This is a genomic window from Streptomyces sp. NPDC002499, from assembly GCF_053595415.1.
In genome coordinates, this window is sequence record NZ_JBSFXO010000011.1 from 373,569 (window position 1) to 388,816 (window position 15,248).

Sequence of the window (15,248 nt, forward strand, 5' to 3'; positions counted from 1 at the left end):
GATGGCCGCTCTCGGGGTCCGTGGCGCGGGGTCGGTGGAGCGAGGCCGATGGAGCGGCGTCCGTCCGAGTGGTCGGTGGAGCAACGTCCGTCCGCGGCACGACGGTTGCCCGCGGCGGCCGCTCAGGGCACCGGTGCCGAGCCCGTCAAGTCACCGGTGCCGCGCCGGTGTTCGCGAGGACCGGCGTCTCCGAGGACGCCCCGAGGCGCGGCCGGCCCGCCCCTCTCTGCCGGCCCGCCCTTCTCCGTCGCCCCTTCGGCGACCGCGTCTCGTGCGCCGCATCCGCCGACGCAGGACCGGCAGGACCGGAAGCAGCGCCGCGGGCCCTGGACTCGGTGCCGGTGCGACGGTGCCGGCCCTGCGGCAGACCAGGGCGTCGGGGTCGTTCGCGGGGGTCTGGAGGGAGTAGCCGTCGGGACAGTCGGGGCCCGGCCGACCGCGCGGCCCGGGCTCGCCCTGTTCTCCTTTGGGTCCCTGGGCGCCCGGGGCTCCTTGACCGCCTCCGCCGCCCGCGGGACCGGCCGGACCGGTGGCGCCGTCGGTTCCCGCGGGGCCCGGGTCGCCGGTCGGACCGGTCGGACCCGGCGAGCCCTCCGGACCCTCCGGCCCCGTCGGCCCGGAGGGTCCGGGTGCGCCGCTCGGCCCCTGGTCACCGGCGGCGCCGGGCGTCCCGCCCGCGCCCCGGTCCCCCTTTTCGCCCTTCTCGCCCCGCTCGCCGGGCACCGCGGCCGGTACCCGGATCCGGTCGAAGAGGTCGTCGACCGCGTCGGAAGGGTCGGGGGCCGCCGGGGTACCGCCGTGGGCCCGCACCTGGGCCCGCAGCGCGCGCACGTCCCGCGCCAGCGTCGACACGGCCCGGCCCCGACGGTCGGCCTCGGTCTGCATCTGGTCGGCGCGGCGGTCCCCGGCGTCGATGCGGGCCCACAGGATCACGGCGACGCCGGAGAGGGCGATCAGCACACAGACGAGGAACACGCTGCGCCAGCGCGACGCGAGCAGCCGCTCGAAACGGGACCTCACCGCGCACCTCCGAGCCGGTCGATGTCGATCCTGAGCCGCGCGATCTCGGACTGGTCGGCGGCGTGCAGGGTGGCCAACTCGGTGATGCGCGTGTCCCGTTCGGCGACCTGCCGTTCGAGACGGTCCCGCTCGGACTGCAGCTTCTCGGTCAGGCTGGAGTAGCCGCTGAGGGCGTTCTCGCCGCGCTTGCCCAGATACGCCACCACGGCCGCCCCCAGCACGCCCGTGGCCGCCAGCAGCGAGCCGAGCAGGGTGGTGCCGGCATCCAAGTGACTGCCTCCTACTCGTACGACGGGTCGCACACGACGCGGCCCGTTGAACTCAACAGAGGTAACGAGCCATGTGCCGGACGGGTGTGCCGGGGGTACGGACTACGCCGGACGGGTGGTGAAGGGGTGTCTGAGGTGACGCATAGATGCAGATTTCCGCTGTGGAGGCGTGAGAGAACACGGTTCACCGCAACCCGGTTGATCAACTGAAAGATCCGTCAGATCGGTCGATAGTCACCAATCCGCACGGGCGGCCGTTCCGAATCCTCCAGCGTCAGGGAAGTTGGCATGGAGGACGGACGGAATGACACCTAACTCAAGGAGCGGTGCGGGGCGCAGGAGCCTCGCCACCCTCATAGCGGGTGCGCTGGCCGCCGGGGGACTCGCAGCCGCCGGTGTGGCCACGCTGGAACCGGGGGCGGCCTCCGCCTCCAGTCACCGGGAGGCCCCGCTGATCGCAGGAAACCCCCGGTACGACAACACGGACGTGTACGCGTTCGTGAGTCCGGACAGCCCGAAGACGACGACGATCATCGCGAACTGGATCCCGTTCGAGGACCCCTCGGGCGGCCCGAACTTCTACACGTTCGCGGACGACGCCCAGTACGACATCCACATCGACAACAACGGTGACGCGCAGGGCGAACTGCTGCTGCGCTACACCTTCAAGACCCACACGAAGAACAAGAAGACGTTCCTGTACAACACGGGCCCGGTCACCAGCCTGGACGACCCGGACCTGAACGTCACGCAGACCTACGACATCGAGTTGCTCAAGCTGCACAACCAGCAGGTCGTGTCGAAGAAGAAGCTCGCCGACGACATACCGGTGGCTCCGTCGAACGTCGGCAAGGCGTCCATGCCGGACTACGGCACGCTGCGCGGGCAGGCCGTCCGCCAACTCGCCGGTGGGGGCCAGACGTTCGCCGGCCAGGCGGACGACCCGTTCTTCCTGGACCTGCGTGTCTTCGACCTGCTGTACGGCGGGAACCTCTCCGAGGTCGGCAACAACACCCTCAAGGGCTACAACGTCAACTCGGTCGCCCTGCAACTGCCCACCGACATGATCACCCAGTCGAAGCAGCAGCCGGTCGTGGGCATCTGGTCGACCACCCAGCGCAAGAACGCCCAGGGCTCCTACGAGCAGGTCTCGCGGCTGGGCAACCCGCTGGTCAACGAAGTCGTCAATCCGCTGAAGGACAAGGACAAGTTCAACGCGGACTCGCCGTGGAACGACGGCCAGTTCCTGAAGAACGTGACCAATCCGGAGCTGCCGAAGCTCCTGGAGGCCATCTACAAGATCAAGGCGCCCGCGGAACCGCGCAACGATCTCGTCGACGTCTTCCTCAAGGGCGTCAAGGGCCTCAACCAGCCGCCGAATGTGCGGCCGGCGGAGATGCTGCGCCTGAACACCTCGATCAAGCCGACCGCGAACCCGAAGCGGCTCGGTGTGCTCGACGGCGACAACGCGGGCTTCCCGAACGGGCGTCGGCTCACCGACGACGTCGTGGACATCTCGCTCCAGGTCGTCGAGGGCGAACTGGTCGGCGCCAAGAACGACTTGGGGGACGCGGTCGACGCCGACGACCAGAAGTTCGGTGACTCCTTCCCCTACCTGGCCCAGCCCGTCTCGGGTTCGCGAGGTCCGCTCGCCAAGGGCGCGACCGGTGGCAATGACGTCCGCAACCAGCTGGGCGACAGCCTGGAGCCGGCCGGCTCCACGGACGGCACGCCCAACAGCGGCCTGATCGCCGCATCGGCGGGCGCGGGCGCCGCGGGCATCCTGCTGATCGGCCTGGGCCTGGCGTGGTGGCGCCGGCGCATGCAGCAGACGAACTGACCGTCAGGGAGAGCGAGGAAGGGCGGGGGCCGGCGAGACCGGCCCCCGCCCGCTGCCGCGCCGGGCCGCCCTCTTCCGTACTAGGTGCGCAGCACGACCTTTCCCAGATTCCCCCGCGACTCGATCACCGCATGCGCCTTCGCCGCGTCCTCCAACGCGAACTCCCCGTGCACGGCGGGCCGTAGCGCCCCCGCCGCGAACAGCGCCCACAGCTCGCGCCGCCATCGTTCGTACAACTCCGGCCGCCCGCGCGCGATCCGCGCCATCTGGAAGCCGATCACGGACTTGGCGCCCACGAGCAGGTCGTACGCCTGGATCGTGCCGCCGCCCGAGCTGTACGCCACCAGTCGCCCGCCGGGGGCCAGGGCGCCGATCGCCGGGGTGAGCAGCTCGCCGCCCACCGCGTCGAGGGCGTAGTCGACGGGTTCGCCCCAGCTCTCGTCGGCGTAGGCGATCACCTCGTCCGCGCCGAGAGAGCGCACGAAGTGGGCCTTCCCCGGGTCGGACACGGCGGTCACCACCCGGGTCGCGCCCCGAACGCGGGCCAGCTGTACGGCGAGGTGACCGACCCCGCTCGCCGCGGCCGTGACCAGGGCCGACTCGCCCGGCTCGGGGTGCGCGGCGGCGAGGGCGCCGAGAGCGACCAGGCCGCTGCGGACGAGGGCGACCGCGTCGACGGCGGAGGCGGTCTCGGGGATCGGGGAGGTCATCGCCTCGTGCAGGAGTGCGAAGTCGGCGTAGCCGTGCCCGAAGCACAGGCCCGTGACCCGGTCGCCGGCGCCGAAGCGGGTGACGCCGGCGCCCACCGCCACGACCTCGCCCGCGATCTCGCCGCCCAGCGGGATCGGTTCGGCGGCCTCGGTGACCTTACGCACGACCGGGAGCGTGACGCCGATCGCCTCGCTGCGGACGAGGAGTTCGCCGGGGCCCGGTTCGGGGGCGGGGGCGTCCTCCAGGAACAGGGGGCCGCCGGTGGACTCGTAGCGGACGCGGCGCATCGCACCTCCGGGTGTCGCGGGTCGACAGTGTCGCGGGGATCGTTGGGGCTCCCCATGGTTTCGTTGGGAGTCCCAACGGTAGACATGATTCATTGGGAAGTCCAACGACTTCTCGCTACCCTGTCCCCATGCCCGAAGCGCCCCTCGTCGCCATCCGCTCCCTGCCCAGCTGGCTGCTCGGCCGTGCGGCCGCCCACGGGCGGACCCTGGTGGCCCGGGCGCTGGCCGCCGAGGGGCTGAAGATGTGGCACCACGTCGTGCTCTCCGCCGTCCGCGACCTCGCCCCCGTGGCCCAGGCCGACCTCGGCCGCGGTGTGGGTCTCGACCCCAAGGACCTGGTCGGCGTCCTCAACGACCTCCAGGCCGCGGGCCACATCGTGCGCGAGCCCGATCCCAAGGACCGGCGCAAGAACGCGGTGTCCCTCACCGTGCAGGGCGCCTGGCTCCTGGAGCGCTGCGAGCGGGCCGCCCGCGCGGCCAACGACGAGCTGCTCGCCCCGCTCTCGGCCGCCGAACGCGACCAGTTCATGGACCTGTTGATCCGGATTTCCGGTACGGACGGCTGACGACGGATAACGTTCCGTCATGACCGCACCCCTAGCGCTCGACCCCGCGCGCAGCGCCCTCGTGCTCGTCGATCTGATGGACCGGATCGTCGCGCTGCCCCTGGAGCCCCGCAAAGGCACCGAAGTCCTGCACGCCGCCGAGGAGTTGACGACCGCCTTCCGAGCGGCCGGCGCACCCGTCGTGCTGATCCGGGTCGAGCGGCCCGGCGTCGCCGAGCAGCCGGCCGGCAGCGAACTGGTGGCGGGGCTCGCCCAGGACGGCGACATCGAGGTCGTGAAGCGGACCATCGGCGGCTTCCAGGGCACCGACCTGCACGACCGCCTCCATGAACGCGGCGTCCGCACGCTGGTGTTCGGCGGTATCGCCACCAACCTCGGCGTCGAGTCCACCGCCCGCGCGGCCGGAGACCTCGGCTACGACCTCGTCTTCGTCGAGGACGCCATGGCCGCGCTGACCGGCCCCGAGCACGACGCCTCCGTACGGCTGGACTTCCCGCGCCTGGGGACCGTGGTCACGGCGGCGGAGGTGCGGTTCGTGGCCTGAGCCCCCCGAAGCGCGGACCGCGACTCAGACCAGCGTCCCGCCGCCGTCCACCGTGACGACCGAGCCGGTGCTGTAGCCGCCGCGCATCAGGTACAGGTATGCCTCGGCGATGTCCGCGGGCTCGCCCACCCGGCCGACGGGAAGCGACGCGGCGGTGGACGCGTACAGCCCCTCGCGGTCCTCCTGGGCCAGGTCCCGCCACAGCTCGGTGCGGACCACGCCGGGGGAGACCACGTTGACGCGGACCGGGGCCAGCTCCAGGGCCAGGGCCCGGGTGAGCGACTCCATCGCCCCGCACAGGCTCGCCGCGACGGTCGTGCCCGGCATCGGACGCTGCCCGGCCGTACCCGTCGTCAGGACGACGGAGCCGCCCGGACGGATCGACGGGGCGCCGTGCTTCACGGCCGTGTACGCGCCCCACAGCCGCGTGTCCAGGAAGCGCCGGGCCTGCCCCAGGTCCGACTCGGCGAGACTCCCCATGAGGATGGACTCGCCGGCCGTGTAGACGAGGTGGTCGAAGGCGCCGACCCGCGCGAAGAAGCCGCGTACGGAGTCCTCGTCGGTCGCGTCCAGGACGTGTCCCTCGGCACCGCCGGGCAGCCGCTTCAGCGCCGCGTCCACGCTCTCCTGCCGGCGCGAGGCGACGACCACGTCCGCGCCCTCCTGGGCGGCGGCCTCCGCGACGGCCAGCCCGATCCCTCCCGTACCCCCGATGACGACGATCCGCTGTCCCTGCACGCTCATGACGTGTTCCTTCCGTGGTGTCGGGACTCCTGACGTCCTGACGTCGTCCAGCCTGTGGCCGACCGGGTCCCGCCGTCCAAGACCTCTTTCAGCTGTGGCGATACCCTGGAGGCATCGCCGAGGGAAAGGGCGGGCGGCATGGATCTCGACCTGCGCAAGGTCCGCTACTTCGTGGCGGTGGCCGAGCAACTGCACTTCGGTCGGGCCGCCGACGGGCTGCACATCGCGCAGCCCGTGCTGAGCCGGCAGATCCGGGCGCTGGAGAAGGACTTGGACGCCACGCTCTTCGAACGCGACAGCCACGGCGTCACGTTGACCGGTGCCGGACGCCAACTCCTGGAAGACGCACGCACGTTGCTCGCCGCCGCTGAGGCCACCCGCCGCCGGACCCACCGGGCCGCGCGCGGACCGCGCCGGTTCGTCGTCGGCTTCCGGGCGGGTGTCGTCGTGTCGCACGCCGTGCGTGCCTTCGGTGCCGCGCATCCCGATGTCGCCGTCGAGGCCCGCCGGGTCGAGTGGGACGACCAGGAGGAGCTGATCCTCGACGGCACCGTCGACCTCGCCTATCTGCGCCGGCCGATCCGGGAGCGGGGACTGAAACTGCTGCCGCTGTTCACCGAGGCGCGGGTGGCGATGCTCCCCGCCGATCACCGGCTGGCCGGCAAGCAGGAACTGTTCACGGCCGACCTCGCGGACGAGCCCCGGCTGCGTTACGTCGACGCCGGTCCCGACCAGGTGCCGATCCGCACGATCGAGGAGAAGTTCGAGCGCGTGGTGGCGGGCCGGGGCATCACCCTGGTCCCGGTCTCGGTCGCCGAGCAGTACTCACGGCCCGACATCACCTATGTGCCGGTCGCGGACGCGGAGCCCGACGAGGTGATCCTCGCCTGGGACGCGTCCCGCCGGTCACCGCTGATCTCGGCGTTCGCGCAGGTCGCGAACGTCTGAGACGGGGCCCCTGCGGCGCAGGGGGCGCTCCCCGCCGGTCGGGGCCCCGCCGCCGTGTCGCGGAGAGCCGGTCACGCCTGGGCGGCCGCGGTCCGCAGGGCGATGCGGTGCTCGCCCGCGTACACGTTCATGGAGCTGCCCCGCAGGAAGCCCACCAGGGTCAGACCGGTCTCCGCCGCCAGATCCACCGCCAGCGAGGACGGTGCCGAAACCGCCGCCAGGACCGGTATCCCGGCCATGACCGCCTTCTGCGCCAGCTCGAAGGAGGCCCGCCCCGACACCAGCAGGAGCGTCCGGGACAGCGGCAGGTTCCCCTGCTGGAGGGCGCGGCCGACCAGCTTGTCGACCGCGTTGTGCCGGCCCACGTCCTCCCGGATGTCGACCAGCTCGCCGTCCTCGGTGAACAGGGCCGCCGCGTGCAGACCCCCGGTCCGGTCGAAGACCCGCTGGGCCGCGCGGAGCCGGTCGGGGAGGCTCGCGAGCAGGTCGGGCTCCACCCGGACCGGGGGAGTGTCGGCGATCGGCCAGCGGGCCGTCGTCCGCACCGCGTCGAGGCTCGCCTTGCCGCACAGGCCGCACGACGAGGTCGTGTAGACGTTCCGTTCCAGCGTGATGTCCGGGATCCGCACACCGGGGGACGTGCGGACGTCCACCACGTTGTACGAGTTCGAGCCGTCGACGGTCGCGCCCGCGCAGTACACGATGTTCTGGAGGTCGCTCTGCTCGGCGAGGACGCCCTCGCTGACCAGGAAGCCCACGGCCAGCGCGAAGTCGTCGCCCGGGGTGCGCATGGTGATCGCGAGCGGTTTGCCGTTCAGCCGGATCTCCAGCGGCTCCTCCGCGACCAGTGTGTCCGGTCGGGTGGAGACCGCCCCGTCCCGGATGCGGATCACCTTGCGTCGTTCCGTGACTCGTCCCATGTCGTGCCTCAGTCCCGGTTCTGTACGTGCTGGTAGCCGAAACGGCCCTTGATGCAGAGGTTGCCGTGGGTCACCGGGTTGTCGTGCGGCGAGGTGACCTTCACGATCTCATTGTCCTGCACATGGAGCGTGAGGTTGCAGCCCACTCCGCAGTACGCGCACACGGTGGTCGTCTCGGTCTGCTCGGACTCGTTCCACGTACCCGCCGCCCGCATGTCGAACTCCGACTTGAACGACAGCGCGCCCGTCGGGCACACCTCGATGCAGTTGCCGCAGTACACGCACGCGGAGTCGGTCAGCGGGGCGTCGTGCTCGACCGCGATCCGGGCGTCGAAACCGCGCCCGGCGACGGAGATCGCGAAGGTGTTCTGCCACTGGTCGCCGCACGCGTCCACGCACTTGTAGCAGAGGATGCACTTGTCGTAGTCACGCACATACAGATCGTTGTCGACCCTCGGCTCCTCGGCGAGACGGGCCGCGTCCGGGCCGAAACGGTCCGGTTTCGCCTCGTACTCCTTGATCCACCCGGCGACCTGCGGGGTGGTCGACAGGTCGACCGAGGAGGCGAGCAGCTCCAGGACGATCTTGCGGCTGTGCCGGGCGCGTTCGGTGTCGGTCCTGACCTCCATGCCGGGCTCGGCCTTGCGCGAGCACGCCGGGACCAGGGTCCGGGAGCCCTCGACCTCGACTACACAGACCCGGCAGGCGTTCTTCGGGGTGAGCGTGTCGCCCAGGCAGAGGGTCGGCACGTCCTTCCCGGCGGCCCGGCAGGCGTCGAGGATCGTCGCGCCCTCGGGTGCGCGGACGCTCTCCCCGTCGATCGTGAACTCCAGCAGCCGGCGCGGAATCCCCAGCGGTGTCACGGTCATTCGTACGCCCCCAGACGGTCGATGGCGGATTCCACGGCGTTCCACGCGGTCTGTCCCAGACCGCAGATCGAGGCGTCCCGCATCGCGCGGCCGACCTCGCGCAGCAGGGCGATGTCGTCGGCGGCTGCCGCGCCCGTGCGCTCGGCGATCCGGTGCAGCGCCTCCTCCTGCCGCACGGTCCCGACCCGGCACGGCACACACTGCCCGCACGACTCGTCGCGGAAGAACTCGGCGATGCGCAGCAGCAGTCGGGGCAGCGGGACCGTGTCGTCGAAGGCCATGACGACCCCCGAGCCGAGCGTGGTCCCCGCCTCGCGGGTACCTTCGAAGGTGAGCGGGATGTCGAGTTCGTCCGGCCGTACGAAGCCGCCGGCCGCGCCGCCGAGCAGCACCGCTCGCAGCCGCTCGCGCACGCCGGCCTTCGTCAGCAGCTCACCGAGCGTGGCGCCGAAGGGGAGTTCGTAGACGCCCGGCCGCTCCACGCTCCCGGAGACGCAGAACAGCTTGGGTCCGGTGGACCGTTCGGTGCCGATCGCCGCGTACGCGGGTGCGCCCATGGTCAGGATCGGCAGTACGTTGACCAGGGTCTCCACGTTGTTCTCGACCGTCGGCTTGCCGAACAGGCCCTTCTCCACCGGGAAGGGCGGCTTGGCGCGCGGCTCGCCCCGGTAGCCCTCGATGGAGTTGAACAGGGCCGTCTCCTCGCCGCAGATGTAGGCGCCGGCACCGCGCCGGATCTCGATGTCGAAGGCGTAGCCCTGACCGAGGACGTCGTCGCCGAGGAAGCCACGCGCGCGTGCCTGCGTGATCGCGTGCTCCAGGCGGCGCAGGGCGCGCGGGTACTCGCCGCGCAGGTAGAGGAAGCCTCGGTGCGCGCCGGTCGCGTACGCGGCGATCGTCATCGACTCGACCAGCGCGTACGGGTCGCCCTCCATGAGGACGCGGTCCTTGAAGGTGCCCGGCTCCGATTCGTCCGCGTTGCACACCAGGTAGTGGGGGTGGTCGGGCTGCGACGCCGTGGCCTGCCATTTGCGGCCGGTGGGGAAGGCGGCGCCGCCCCGCCCGACCAGGCCGGAGTCGGTGACCTCGCGGATGACCCCGGCCGGACCCAGCTCGAAGGCCCGGCGCAGGGCGGTGTAGCCGCCGTGGGCGCGGTAGTCGTCGAGGCTCGACGGGTCCACGACACCGATGCGGCCGAGCAGGACCAGTTCCTCATTGCCCGCTTGCGGTACGGCCAGTTCGGCCGACGGCTCCTCGTGCGCCGAGTCCGGAGCGCTCGCGGCGAGCACGGCCTCGTGGACGGTCGCCGGTGCCGAGACCGCCGTACGCACCGGGTCGCCCGCCTTGATCGCGAGGGCGGCCGGGGCCCGTTCGCACAGGCCGAGGCAGGGGCTGCGCTCTACGTGGACGCCGCTGCCGGGGCCGAGGCGGGACTCGATCCCCGCGCACAGGTCCGCGGCCCCGGCCGCCGCGCAGGCGAGGTCCGTGCAGACGTGCAGGACGGTGGCCGGGCGGGGCTTGACGGAGAACATGGCGTAGAAGGTGGCGACCCCGTACGCCTCCGCCGGCGGCACCGTGAGCCGGCGGCAGAGGTAGTCGAGGGCGCCGTCGCTGATCCAGCCGATCCGGTCGTTGATCGCGTGCAGCCCCGGCAGCAGCAGGTCGCGGCGGTCCCGGGCGGCGCGCCCGCCACGGGCCCAGCGCAGGTCCGCGTCGGAGCGGTCCGCGCCCTCCCAGGAGGACTCGGGAGGGCCCAACAGGGCGTCCACGGCCGCCCGTTCGTCGTCCGTCGGTTTGCTGTCACCGAAGTGCAGGTCCACTTACGTCACCTCACGATCGTCGCCACGGGAAGCTTCTCGATCCGGATCGCCGAGGCCTTGAACTCCGCCGTCCCCGCGATCGGGCAATTGGCCTCGATCGTCAGCTGGTTGGTGTCCACCTCGTCGGGAAAGTGCATGGTCATGAAGGCGAGCCCGGGCCGCAGCGCGGTGTCCACCCACACGGGTGCCCGCACCGAACCGCGCCGCGAGGACACCTGGACCTCCTCGCCGACCACGACCCCGTAGCGCTCGGCGTCCTCCGGGCACAGCTCGATGTACTCGCCGCGCCGCAGCGGGGAGGCGAAACTGCCGCTCTGCACGCCGGTGTTGTAGGAGTCCAGGCGCCGCCCGGTGGTCAGCCGGATCGGGTACCGCTCGTCCGTGAGGTCGACCGGCGGGTCGTGCAGCACGATCCCGAAGGGCGCGAGCCGACCCCGCGCGGCCGGGTCCGACGCCCACAACCGGCCGTGCAGATAGGTCGGTTCGATGTCCTCGGTGCTCGGGCACGGCCACTGGATGCCCTGGTGCTCGGCCAGCCGCTCGTACGTCATCCCGTAGTGGTCCGGGGACACCGAGCGCAGCTCGTTCCAGACGGCCTCGGCGTCGGCGTACTTCCAGTCGTGGCCGAGGCGCGCGGCCAGCTCGCAGAGGATGTCGATGTCCTCGCGGGCCTCGCCGGGCGGGGTGACCGCACGCCGGACCCGCTGAACCCGCCGCTCACTGTTGGTCGTTGTGCCGTCGGTCTCCGCCCAGCCGGCGGTGGCGGGCAGGATCACGTCCGCCAGCTCGGCCGTCTTCGTGAGGAAGATGTCCTGTACGACGAGGAAGTCCAGCTCCCGCATCCGCCGTACCGCCTGCTCGCTGTCGGCCTCCGACTGCGCCGGGTTCTCGCCGATGCAGTAGACGGCCTTGAGCGTGCCCTCCTCCATCGCCTCGAACATCTCGGTGAGGTTCAGCCCGTAGTGCGGCTGGATGACGGTGTCCCAGGCCGACTCGAACTTGAGGCGGGATTCCGGGTCGAGGATGTCCTGGAAGCCGGGCAGGCGGTTGGGGATCGCGCCCATGTCGCCGCCGCCCTGGACGTTGTTCTGCCCGCGCAGGGGCTGCAACCCGCTGCCGTAGCGGCCCACATGGCCGGTCAGCAGGGAGAGGTTGATGAGCGCGCGGACGTTGTCGGTGCCGTTGTGGTGCTCGGTGATGCCGAGGGTCCAGCACAGCTGGGCACGCTCGGCGCGGGCGTAGGCGTGCGCCAACTCCCTTATGGCGGCGGCCGGTACACCGGTCACTTTCTCGGCGAGGGACAGCGTCCACGGTTCGACGAGCGCCTTGTACTCCTCGAAGCCGCTGGTCGCCCGCTCGATGAACGCCTCGTTGGCCAGGCCCGCGTGGATGATCTCGCGGGCGATCGCGTGTGCCATCGGGATGTCCGTGCCGACGTTGAGACCGAGCCAGCTCTCCGCCCACTCGGCGGTGGAGGTGCGGCGCGGGTCGACGGCGTACATCCGGGCGCCGTTCCTGATCCCCTTCAGGACGTGCTGGAAGAAGATCGGGTGCGCGAAGCGGGCGTTGGAGCCCCACATCACGATGACGTCGGTGTGCTCGATCTCCTCGTACGAGGAGGTCCCGCCGCCGGAGCCGAACGCGGCCGTCAGGCCCGCCACGCTCGGGGCGTGACACGTCCGGTTGCAGGAGTCGACGTTGTTGGTGCCCATGACCACGCGGGCGAACTTCTGGGCCACGTAGTTCATCTCGTTGGTCGCACGGGCGCAGGAGAACATGCCGAACGCGTCACGGTTGCGGGCGAGTCCTCGGGCGGCCCGGTCCAGGGCCTCCTCCCAACTCGCCTGCCGGAAGGGCTCGTCACGGGAGTCCCGCACGAGCGGGTGCGTGAGGCGGGTGTAGGTCTTCGGCTGCCGCTTCCTCATACGACGCTCCTCATGGGGCGCTCCTGGCTCCTCATGCCGCGCTCCTGAGCGCGAGCAGGTCCGAGATGGCGTGCACGGTGCGCAGGGTGGGCACCTCCACGCCGGTGATCTCCGCCAGCTCGACGACGGCCGCGAGCAGCACGTCGAGTTCGAGCGGCTTGCCGCGCTCCAGGTCCTGGAGCGTGGAGGTGCGGTGGTCGCCGACCTTCTCGGCGCCCGCGAGCCGGCGTTCGATGGAGACGCCGACCTCGCAGCCGAGGGCCTCGGCGACGGCGAGCGTCTCGGCCATCATGGTCTCGATGACCTTGCGGGTGCCGCCGTGCAGACACATCTGCCGCATGGTGGCGCGGGACAGCGCGCTGATCGGGTTGAAGGAGATGTTGCCGAGCAGCTTGAGCCAGATGTCGTTGCGCAGATCCGGCTCCACCGGGCACTTCAGGCCGCCGGCCACCATGGCCTCGCCGAACACCGTGCAGCGCGTCGAGACGCTGCGGTCGGGCTCGCCGACGGAGAACCGGGTGCCTTCCAAGTGCCGTACGACACCCGGTCCTTCGAGCTCGGTGGCCGCGTACACCACGCAGCCGATGGCCCGCTGGGGCGCGAGCACCGCACTGACCGCGCCGGCCGGGTCCACGCTCTCGACGCGGTGGCCGTCGTAGGGGCCGCCGTGTCGGTGGAAGTACCACCAGGGGATGCCGTTCTGGGCGGCTATCACCGCCGTGGTGTCGTGCAGCAGTGGCTCGATCAGCGGCCCGCACGCCGCGTACGAGTTGGCCTTCAGGCCCAGGAAGACATAGTCGACCGGGCCGATCTCGGCCGGGTCGTCGGTGGCGTGCGCGTGCGCGGTGAAGTCGCCGCGCGGGCTGAGCACTCGTACTCCGTGCTGCCTCATGGCCGCCAAGTGCGGTCCACGGGCGACGAGATGGACGTCGGCACCGGCGCGGTGGAGCGCGGCACCGACGTAGGCGCCGATCGCACCGGCGCCGAGAACTGCGACTTTCATGACGGGGGAGCTCCGTTCGGTCGAGGGTACCGAGGAACTTTTGATGTCTGTCGACGGAATATTGTCTACAGTATGGGACTTGGGGCGGCAAGGGTTCGCGCACGACCTGACCGAGCCTTGGACACCGGCTGCCGGTACGACCGTTCGTCGCGTGTCGCATACCGCTCACCGCATACGGTCGACGCGCGGCTTTTCAACTACCGCCGTACTGCTTACCGTCCGGGATCATGAGTCCCCCCGTCGCACCCGCCGGCTGGAGCCGGTGGCTCGTTCCCCCCGCCGCTCTCTCCGTCCATCTCTCCATCGGCCAGGCCTACGCCTGGAGCGTGTTCAAGCCGCCGCTCGAATCCTCGCTCGGGCTGAGCGGCACGCAGAGCGCGCTGCCCTTCCAGCTCGCCATCGTCATGCTGGGTCTGTCGGCCGCGTTCGGCGGCACGTTCGTGGAGCGCAACGGGCCGCGCTGGGCGATGACCGTCGCCCTGGTCTGCTTCTCGTCCGGCTTCCTGATCTCCGCGCTCGGCGCGGCCACCGAGCAGTACTGGCTGATCGTGCTCGGCTACGGCTTCGTCGGCGGCATCGGCCTCGGCATCGGCTACATCTCGCCCGTCTCCACCCTGATCAAGTGGTTCCCGGACCGGCCCGGCATGGCCACCGGCATCGCGATCATGGGCTTCGGCGGCGGCGCGCTCATCGCCTCGCCGTGGTCCACACAGATGCTGGAGTCCTTCGGCAGCGACAGCTCCGGGATCGCGCAGGCGTTCCTCGTGCACGGTCTGGTGTACGCCGTGTTCATGTCGCTCGGGGTGCTCCTCGTGCGGGTCCCGCGCACCGAGAAGCCCGTCGAGGGTGCGCCGAGCGCCCTCCAGGGGCCGCAGGTCTCCGCCCGCAACGCCGTACGCACCCCGCAGTTCTGGTGCCTGTGGGTGGTGCTCTGCATGAACGTGACCGCGGGCATCGGCATCCTGGAGAAGGCCGCCCCGATGATCACGGACTTCTTCGCGGACACCTCCACCCCGGTCTCCGTGTCGGCCGCCGCCGGCTTCGTCGCGCTGCTGTCCGCCGCCAACATGGCGGGCCGCATCGGCTGGTCGTCGACCTCCGACCTGATCGGGCGCAAGAACATCTACCGCGTCTACCTGGGCGCCGGCGCCGTGATGTACGCGCTGATCGCGCTGTTCGGCGACTCCTCCAAGCCGCTGTTCATCCTGTGCGCCCTGGTGATCCTGTCCTTCTACGGCGGCGGTTTCGCGACCGTCCCGGCCTACCTCAAGGACCTCTTCGGCTCCTACCAGGTCGGCGCGATCCACGGGCGGCTGCTCACCGCCTGGTCCCTGGCCGGTGTCCTCGGACCGCTGATCGTGAACTGGATCGCCGACCGGCAGGAGGACGCCGGCAAGCACGGCTCCGCCCTGTACGGGCTGTCCTTCATCATCATGATCGGCCTGTTGGTCGTCGGTTTCGTCGCCAACGAACTCGTCCGGCCTGTCGACGCCCGCCACCACATCCCCGCCCCGAGGGAGGAGACCGTCGATGTCGAACGACAGCAGTCAGAGTCCGCCTGACCGGCGCCCGCTGATCGCCTTCGCCTGGCTGTGGGTGGGGGCGCCGCTCGTGTACGGACTGTACGAACTCGTACAGAAAGCGACACAATTGTTCACCAAGTGAGTGCCCCGCTCACCGGGTGATTGTTCGGGAAGGGTTCGGGCGTCCGGCTCTAGGCCATGCGGCTGACAGAAGCCGACAACAGGGGCGCCCGAATCCTGTCGCCTTGGCTGCCGTCGT

Annotated in this window: 15 protein-coding genes; 6 read left to right on the forward strand and 9 right to left on the reverse strand. The window is 71.1% G+C overall.

Annotation, left to right across the window (positions count from 1 at the left end; all coding sequences use genetic code 11):
• Positions 1 to 150: 150 nt before the first annotated feature.
• Together ACWD5F_RS31240 and ACWD5F_RS31245 are read right to left on the reverse strand one after the other, a co-directional pair.
• A complete protein-coding gene (locus tag ACWD5F_RS31240; protein ID WP_451259436.1) occupies positions 151 to 1,020 on the reverse strand; it encodes a collagen-like protein in 870 nt (289 codons plus the stop codon).
• Positions 1,017 to 1,289, reverse strand: a complete 273-nt coding sequence (locus ACWD5F_RS31245) for a hypothetical protein (protein WP_401728601.1) — start codon at positions 1,287 to 1,289, stop codon at positions 1,017 to 1,019. The genes ACWD5F_RS31240 and ACWD5F_RS31245 overlap by 4 nt, the downstream gene beginning before the upstream one ends.
• A gap of 304 nt (positions 1,290 to 1,593) precedes the next feature.
• Between ACWD5F_RS31245 and ACWD5F_RS31250 the strand changes: the two genes are divergently transcribed.
• Positions 1,594 to 3,129 carry a DUF4331 domain-containing protein gene (locus ACWD5F_RS31250; protein WP_451259438.1) on the forward strand — a complete coding sequence of 512 codons (1,536 nt, stop codon included), beginning with the start codon at positions 1,594 to 1,596 and terminating at the stop codon, positions 3,127 to 3,129.
• An 80-nt stretch (positions 3,130 to 3,209) separates the two neighbouring features.
• Here ACWD5F_RS31250 and ACWD5F_RS31255 read toward each other — a convergent pair whose 3' ends face one another.
• Positions 3,210 to 4,127, reverse strand: a complete 918-nt coding sequence (locus ACWD5F_RS31255) for a quinone oxidoreductase family protein (RefSeq protein WP_451259440.1) — start codon at positions 4,125 to 4,127, stop codon at positions 3,210 to 3,212.
• 128 nt (positions 4,128 to 4,255) lie between these two features.
• Between ACWD5F_RS31255 and ACWD5F_RS31260 the strand changes: the two genes are divergently transcribed.
• Positions 4,256 to 4,693: a MarR family winged helix-turn-helix transcriptional regulator gene (locus ACWD5F_RS31260; protein ID WP_401728605.1), complete on the forward strand. Its 438-nt coding sequence runs from the start codon at positions 4,256 to 4,258 to the stop codon at positions 4,691 to 4,693.
• 19 nt (positions 4,694 to 4,712) lie between these two features.
• Positions 4,713 to 5,237 (forward strand): isochorismatase family protein, encoded by a 525-nt coding sequence (locus ACWD5F_RS31265; RefSeq protein WP_451259443.1) that lies wholly within the window; start codon positions 4,713 to 4,715, stop codon positions 5,235 to 5,237.
• Positions 5,238 to 5,261: 24 nt separating this feature from the next.
• Here the strand turns inward: ACWD5F_RS31265 and ACWD5F_RS31270 are convergent, their stop codons facing one another.
• Complete coding sequence (locus tag ACWD5F_RS31270; protein WP_451259445.1) at positions 5,262 to 5,981, reverse strand: SDR family oxidoreductase; 720 nt, start codon at positions 5,979 to 5,981, stop codon at positions 5,262 to 5,264.
• Between the two features lie 138 nt (positions 5,982 to 6,119).
• On the opposite strand from ACWD5F_RS31270, the gene ACWD5F_RS31275 reads away from it, so the two are divergent.
• On the forward strand, positions 6,120 to 6,929 hold the full coding sequence (locus ACWD5F_RS31275; protein WP_451259447.1) for a LysR family transcriptional regulator: 810 nt from the start codon (positions 6,120 to 6,122) through the stop codon (positions 6,927 to 6,929).
• 71 nt (positions 6,930 to 7,000) lie between these two features.
• On the opposite strand, the gene fdhD is transcribed toward ACWD5F_RS31275, so the two are convergent.
• From fdhD to ACWD5F_RS31300, 5 genes are read right to left on the reverse strand one after another with little or no spacing between them, the layout of a single operon-like run.
• Positions 7,001 to 7,849: a formate dehydrogenase accessory sulfurtransferase FdhD gene (gene fdhD / locus ACWD5F_RS31280; protein ID WP_451259449.1), complete on the reverse strand. Its 849-nt coding sequence runs from the start codon at positions 7,847 to 7,849 to the stop codon at positions 7,001 to 7,003.
• A gap of 8 nt (positions 7,850 to 7,857) precedes the next feature.
• The gene (locus tag ACWD5F_RS31285; protein WP_451259451.1) at positions 7,858 to 8,718 is read right to left on the reverse strand and encodes a 2Fe-2S iron-sulfur cluster-binding protein; all 861 of its coding nucleotides are present in this window, start codon (positions 8,716 to 8,718) and stop codon (positions 7,858 to 7,860) included.
• Positions 8,715 to 10,538: an NAD(P)H-dependent oxidoreductase subunit E gene (locus tag ACWD5F_RS31290; protein ID WP_451259453.1), complete on the reverse strand. Its 1,824-nt coding sequence runs from the start codon at positions 10,536 to 10,538 to the stop codon at positions 8,715 to 8,717. The genes ACWD5F_RS31285 and ACWD5F_RS31290 overlap by 4 nt, the downstream gene beginning before the upstream one ends.
• A gap of 5 nt (positions 10,539 to 10,543) precedes the next feature.
• Positions 10,544 to 12,463 carry a molybdopterin oxidoreductase family protein gene (locus ACWD5F_RS31295; protein ID WP_451259455.1) on the reverse strand — a complete coding sequence of 640 codons (1,920 nt, stop codon included), beginning with the start codon at positions 12,461 to 12,463 and terminating at the stop codon, positions 10,544 to 10,546.
• Between the two features lie 31 nt (positions 12,464 to 12,494).
• Positions 12,495 to 13,466, reverse strand: coding sequence for a 2-dehydropantoate 2-reductase (locus tag ACWD5F_RS31300; RefSeq protein ID WP_451259457.1), 972 nt, complete (start codon positions 13,464 to 13,466; stop codon positions 12,495 to 12,497).
• Positions 13,467 to 13,693: 227 nt separating this feature from the next.
• Here ACWD5F_RS31300 and ACWD5F_RS31305 point away from each other — a divergent pair, with 227 nt between their 5' ends.
• A complete protein-coding gene (locus tag ACWD5F_RS31305) occupies positions 13,694 to 15,028 on the forward strand; it encodes an OFA family MFS transporter (RefSeq protein WP_451259459.1) in 1,335 nt (444 codons plus the stop codon).
• The gene (locus tag ACWD5F_RS31310) at positions 14,997 to 15,131 is read left to right on the forward strand and encodes an MFS transporter small subunit (protein ID WP_451259461.1); all 135 of its coding nucleotides are present in this window, start codon (positions 14,997 to 14,999) and stop codon (positions 15,129 to 15,131) included. The genes ACWD5F_RS31305 and ACWD5F_RS31310 overlap by 32 nt, the downstream gene beginning before the upstream one ends.
• The last annotated feature ends 117 nt before the right edge of the window (positions 15,132 to 15,248 follow it).

Excerpts from the sequence above, each read along its gene's own strand:
- ACWD5F_RS31250 (WP_451259438.1), top strand. The coding sequence starts at position 1,594 with ATGACACCTAACTCAAGGAGCGGTGCGGGGCGCAGGAGCCTCGCCACC.
- ACWD5F_RS31255 (WP_451259440.1), bottom strand. The coding sequence starts at position 4,127 with ATGCGCCGCGTCCGCTACGAGTCCACCGGCGGCCCCCTGTTCCTGGAG.
- ACWD5F_RS31260 (WP_401728605.1), top strand. The coding sequence starts at position 4,256 with ATGCCCGAAGCGCCCCTCGTCGCCATCCGCTCCCTGCCCAGCTGGCTG.
- ACWD5F_RS31265 (WP_451259443.1), top strand. The coding sequence starts at position 4,713 with ATGACCGCACCCCTAGCGCTCGACCCCGCGCGCAGCGCCCTCGTGCTC.
- ACWD5F_RS31270 (WP_451259445.1), bottom strand. The coding sequence starts at position 5,981 with ATGAGCGTGCAGGGACAGCGGATCGTCGTCATCGGGGGTACGGGAGGG.
- ACWD5F_RS31275 (WP_451259447.1), top strand. The coding sequence starts at position 6,120 with ATGGATCTCGACCTGCGCAAGGTCCGCTACTTCGTGGCGGTGGCCGAG.
- fdhD (WP_451259449.1), bottom strand. The coding sequence starts at position 7,849 with ATGGGACGAGTCACGGAACGACGCAAGGTGATCCGCATCCGGGACGGG.
- ACWD5F_RS31285 (WP_451259451.1), bottom strand. The coding sequence starts at position 8,718 with ATGACCGTGACACCGCTGGGGATTCCGCGCCGGCTGCTGGAGTTCACG.
- ACWD5F_RS31295 (WP_451259455.1), bottom strand. The coding sequence starts at position 12,463 with ATGAGGAAGCGGCAGCCGAAGACCTACACCCGCCTCACGCACCCGCTC.
- ACWD5F_RS31300 (WP_451259457.1), bottom strand. The coding sequence starts at position 13,466 with ATGAAAGTCGCAGTTCTCGGCGCCGGTGCGATCGGCGCCTACGTCGGT.
- ACWD5F_RS31305 (WP_451259459.1), top strand. The coding sequence starts at position 13,694 with ATGAGTCCCCCCGTCGCACCCGCCGGCTGGAGCCGGTGGCTCGTTCCC.
- ACWD5F_RS31310 (WP_451259461.1), top strand. The coding sequence starts at position 14,997 with ATGTCGAACGACAGCAGTCAGAGTCCGCCTGACCGGCGCCCGCTGATC.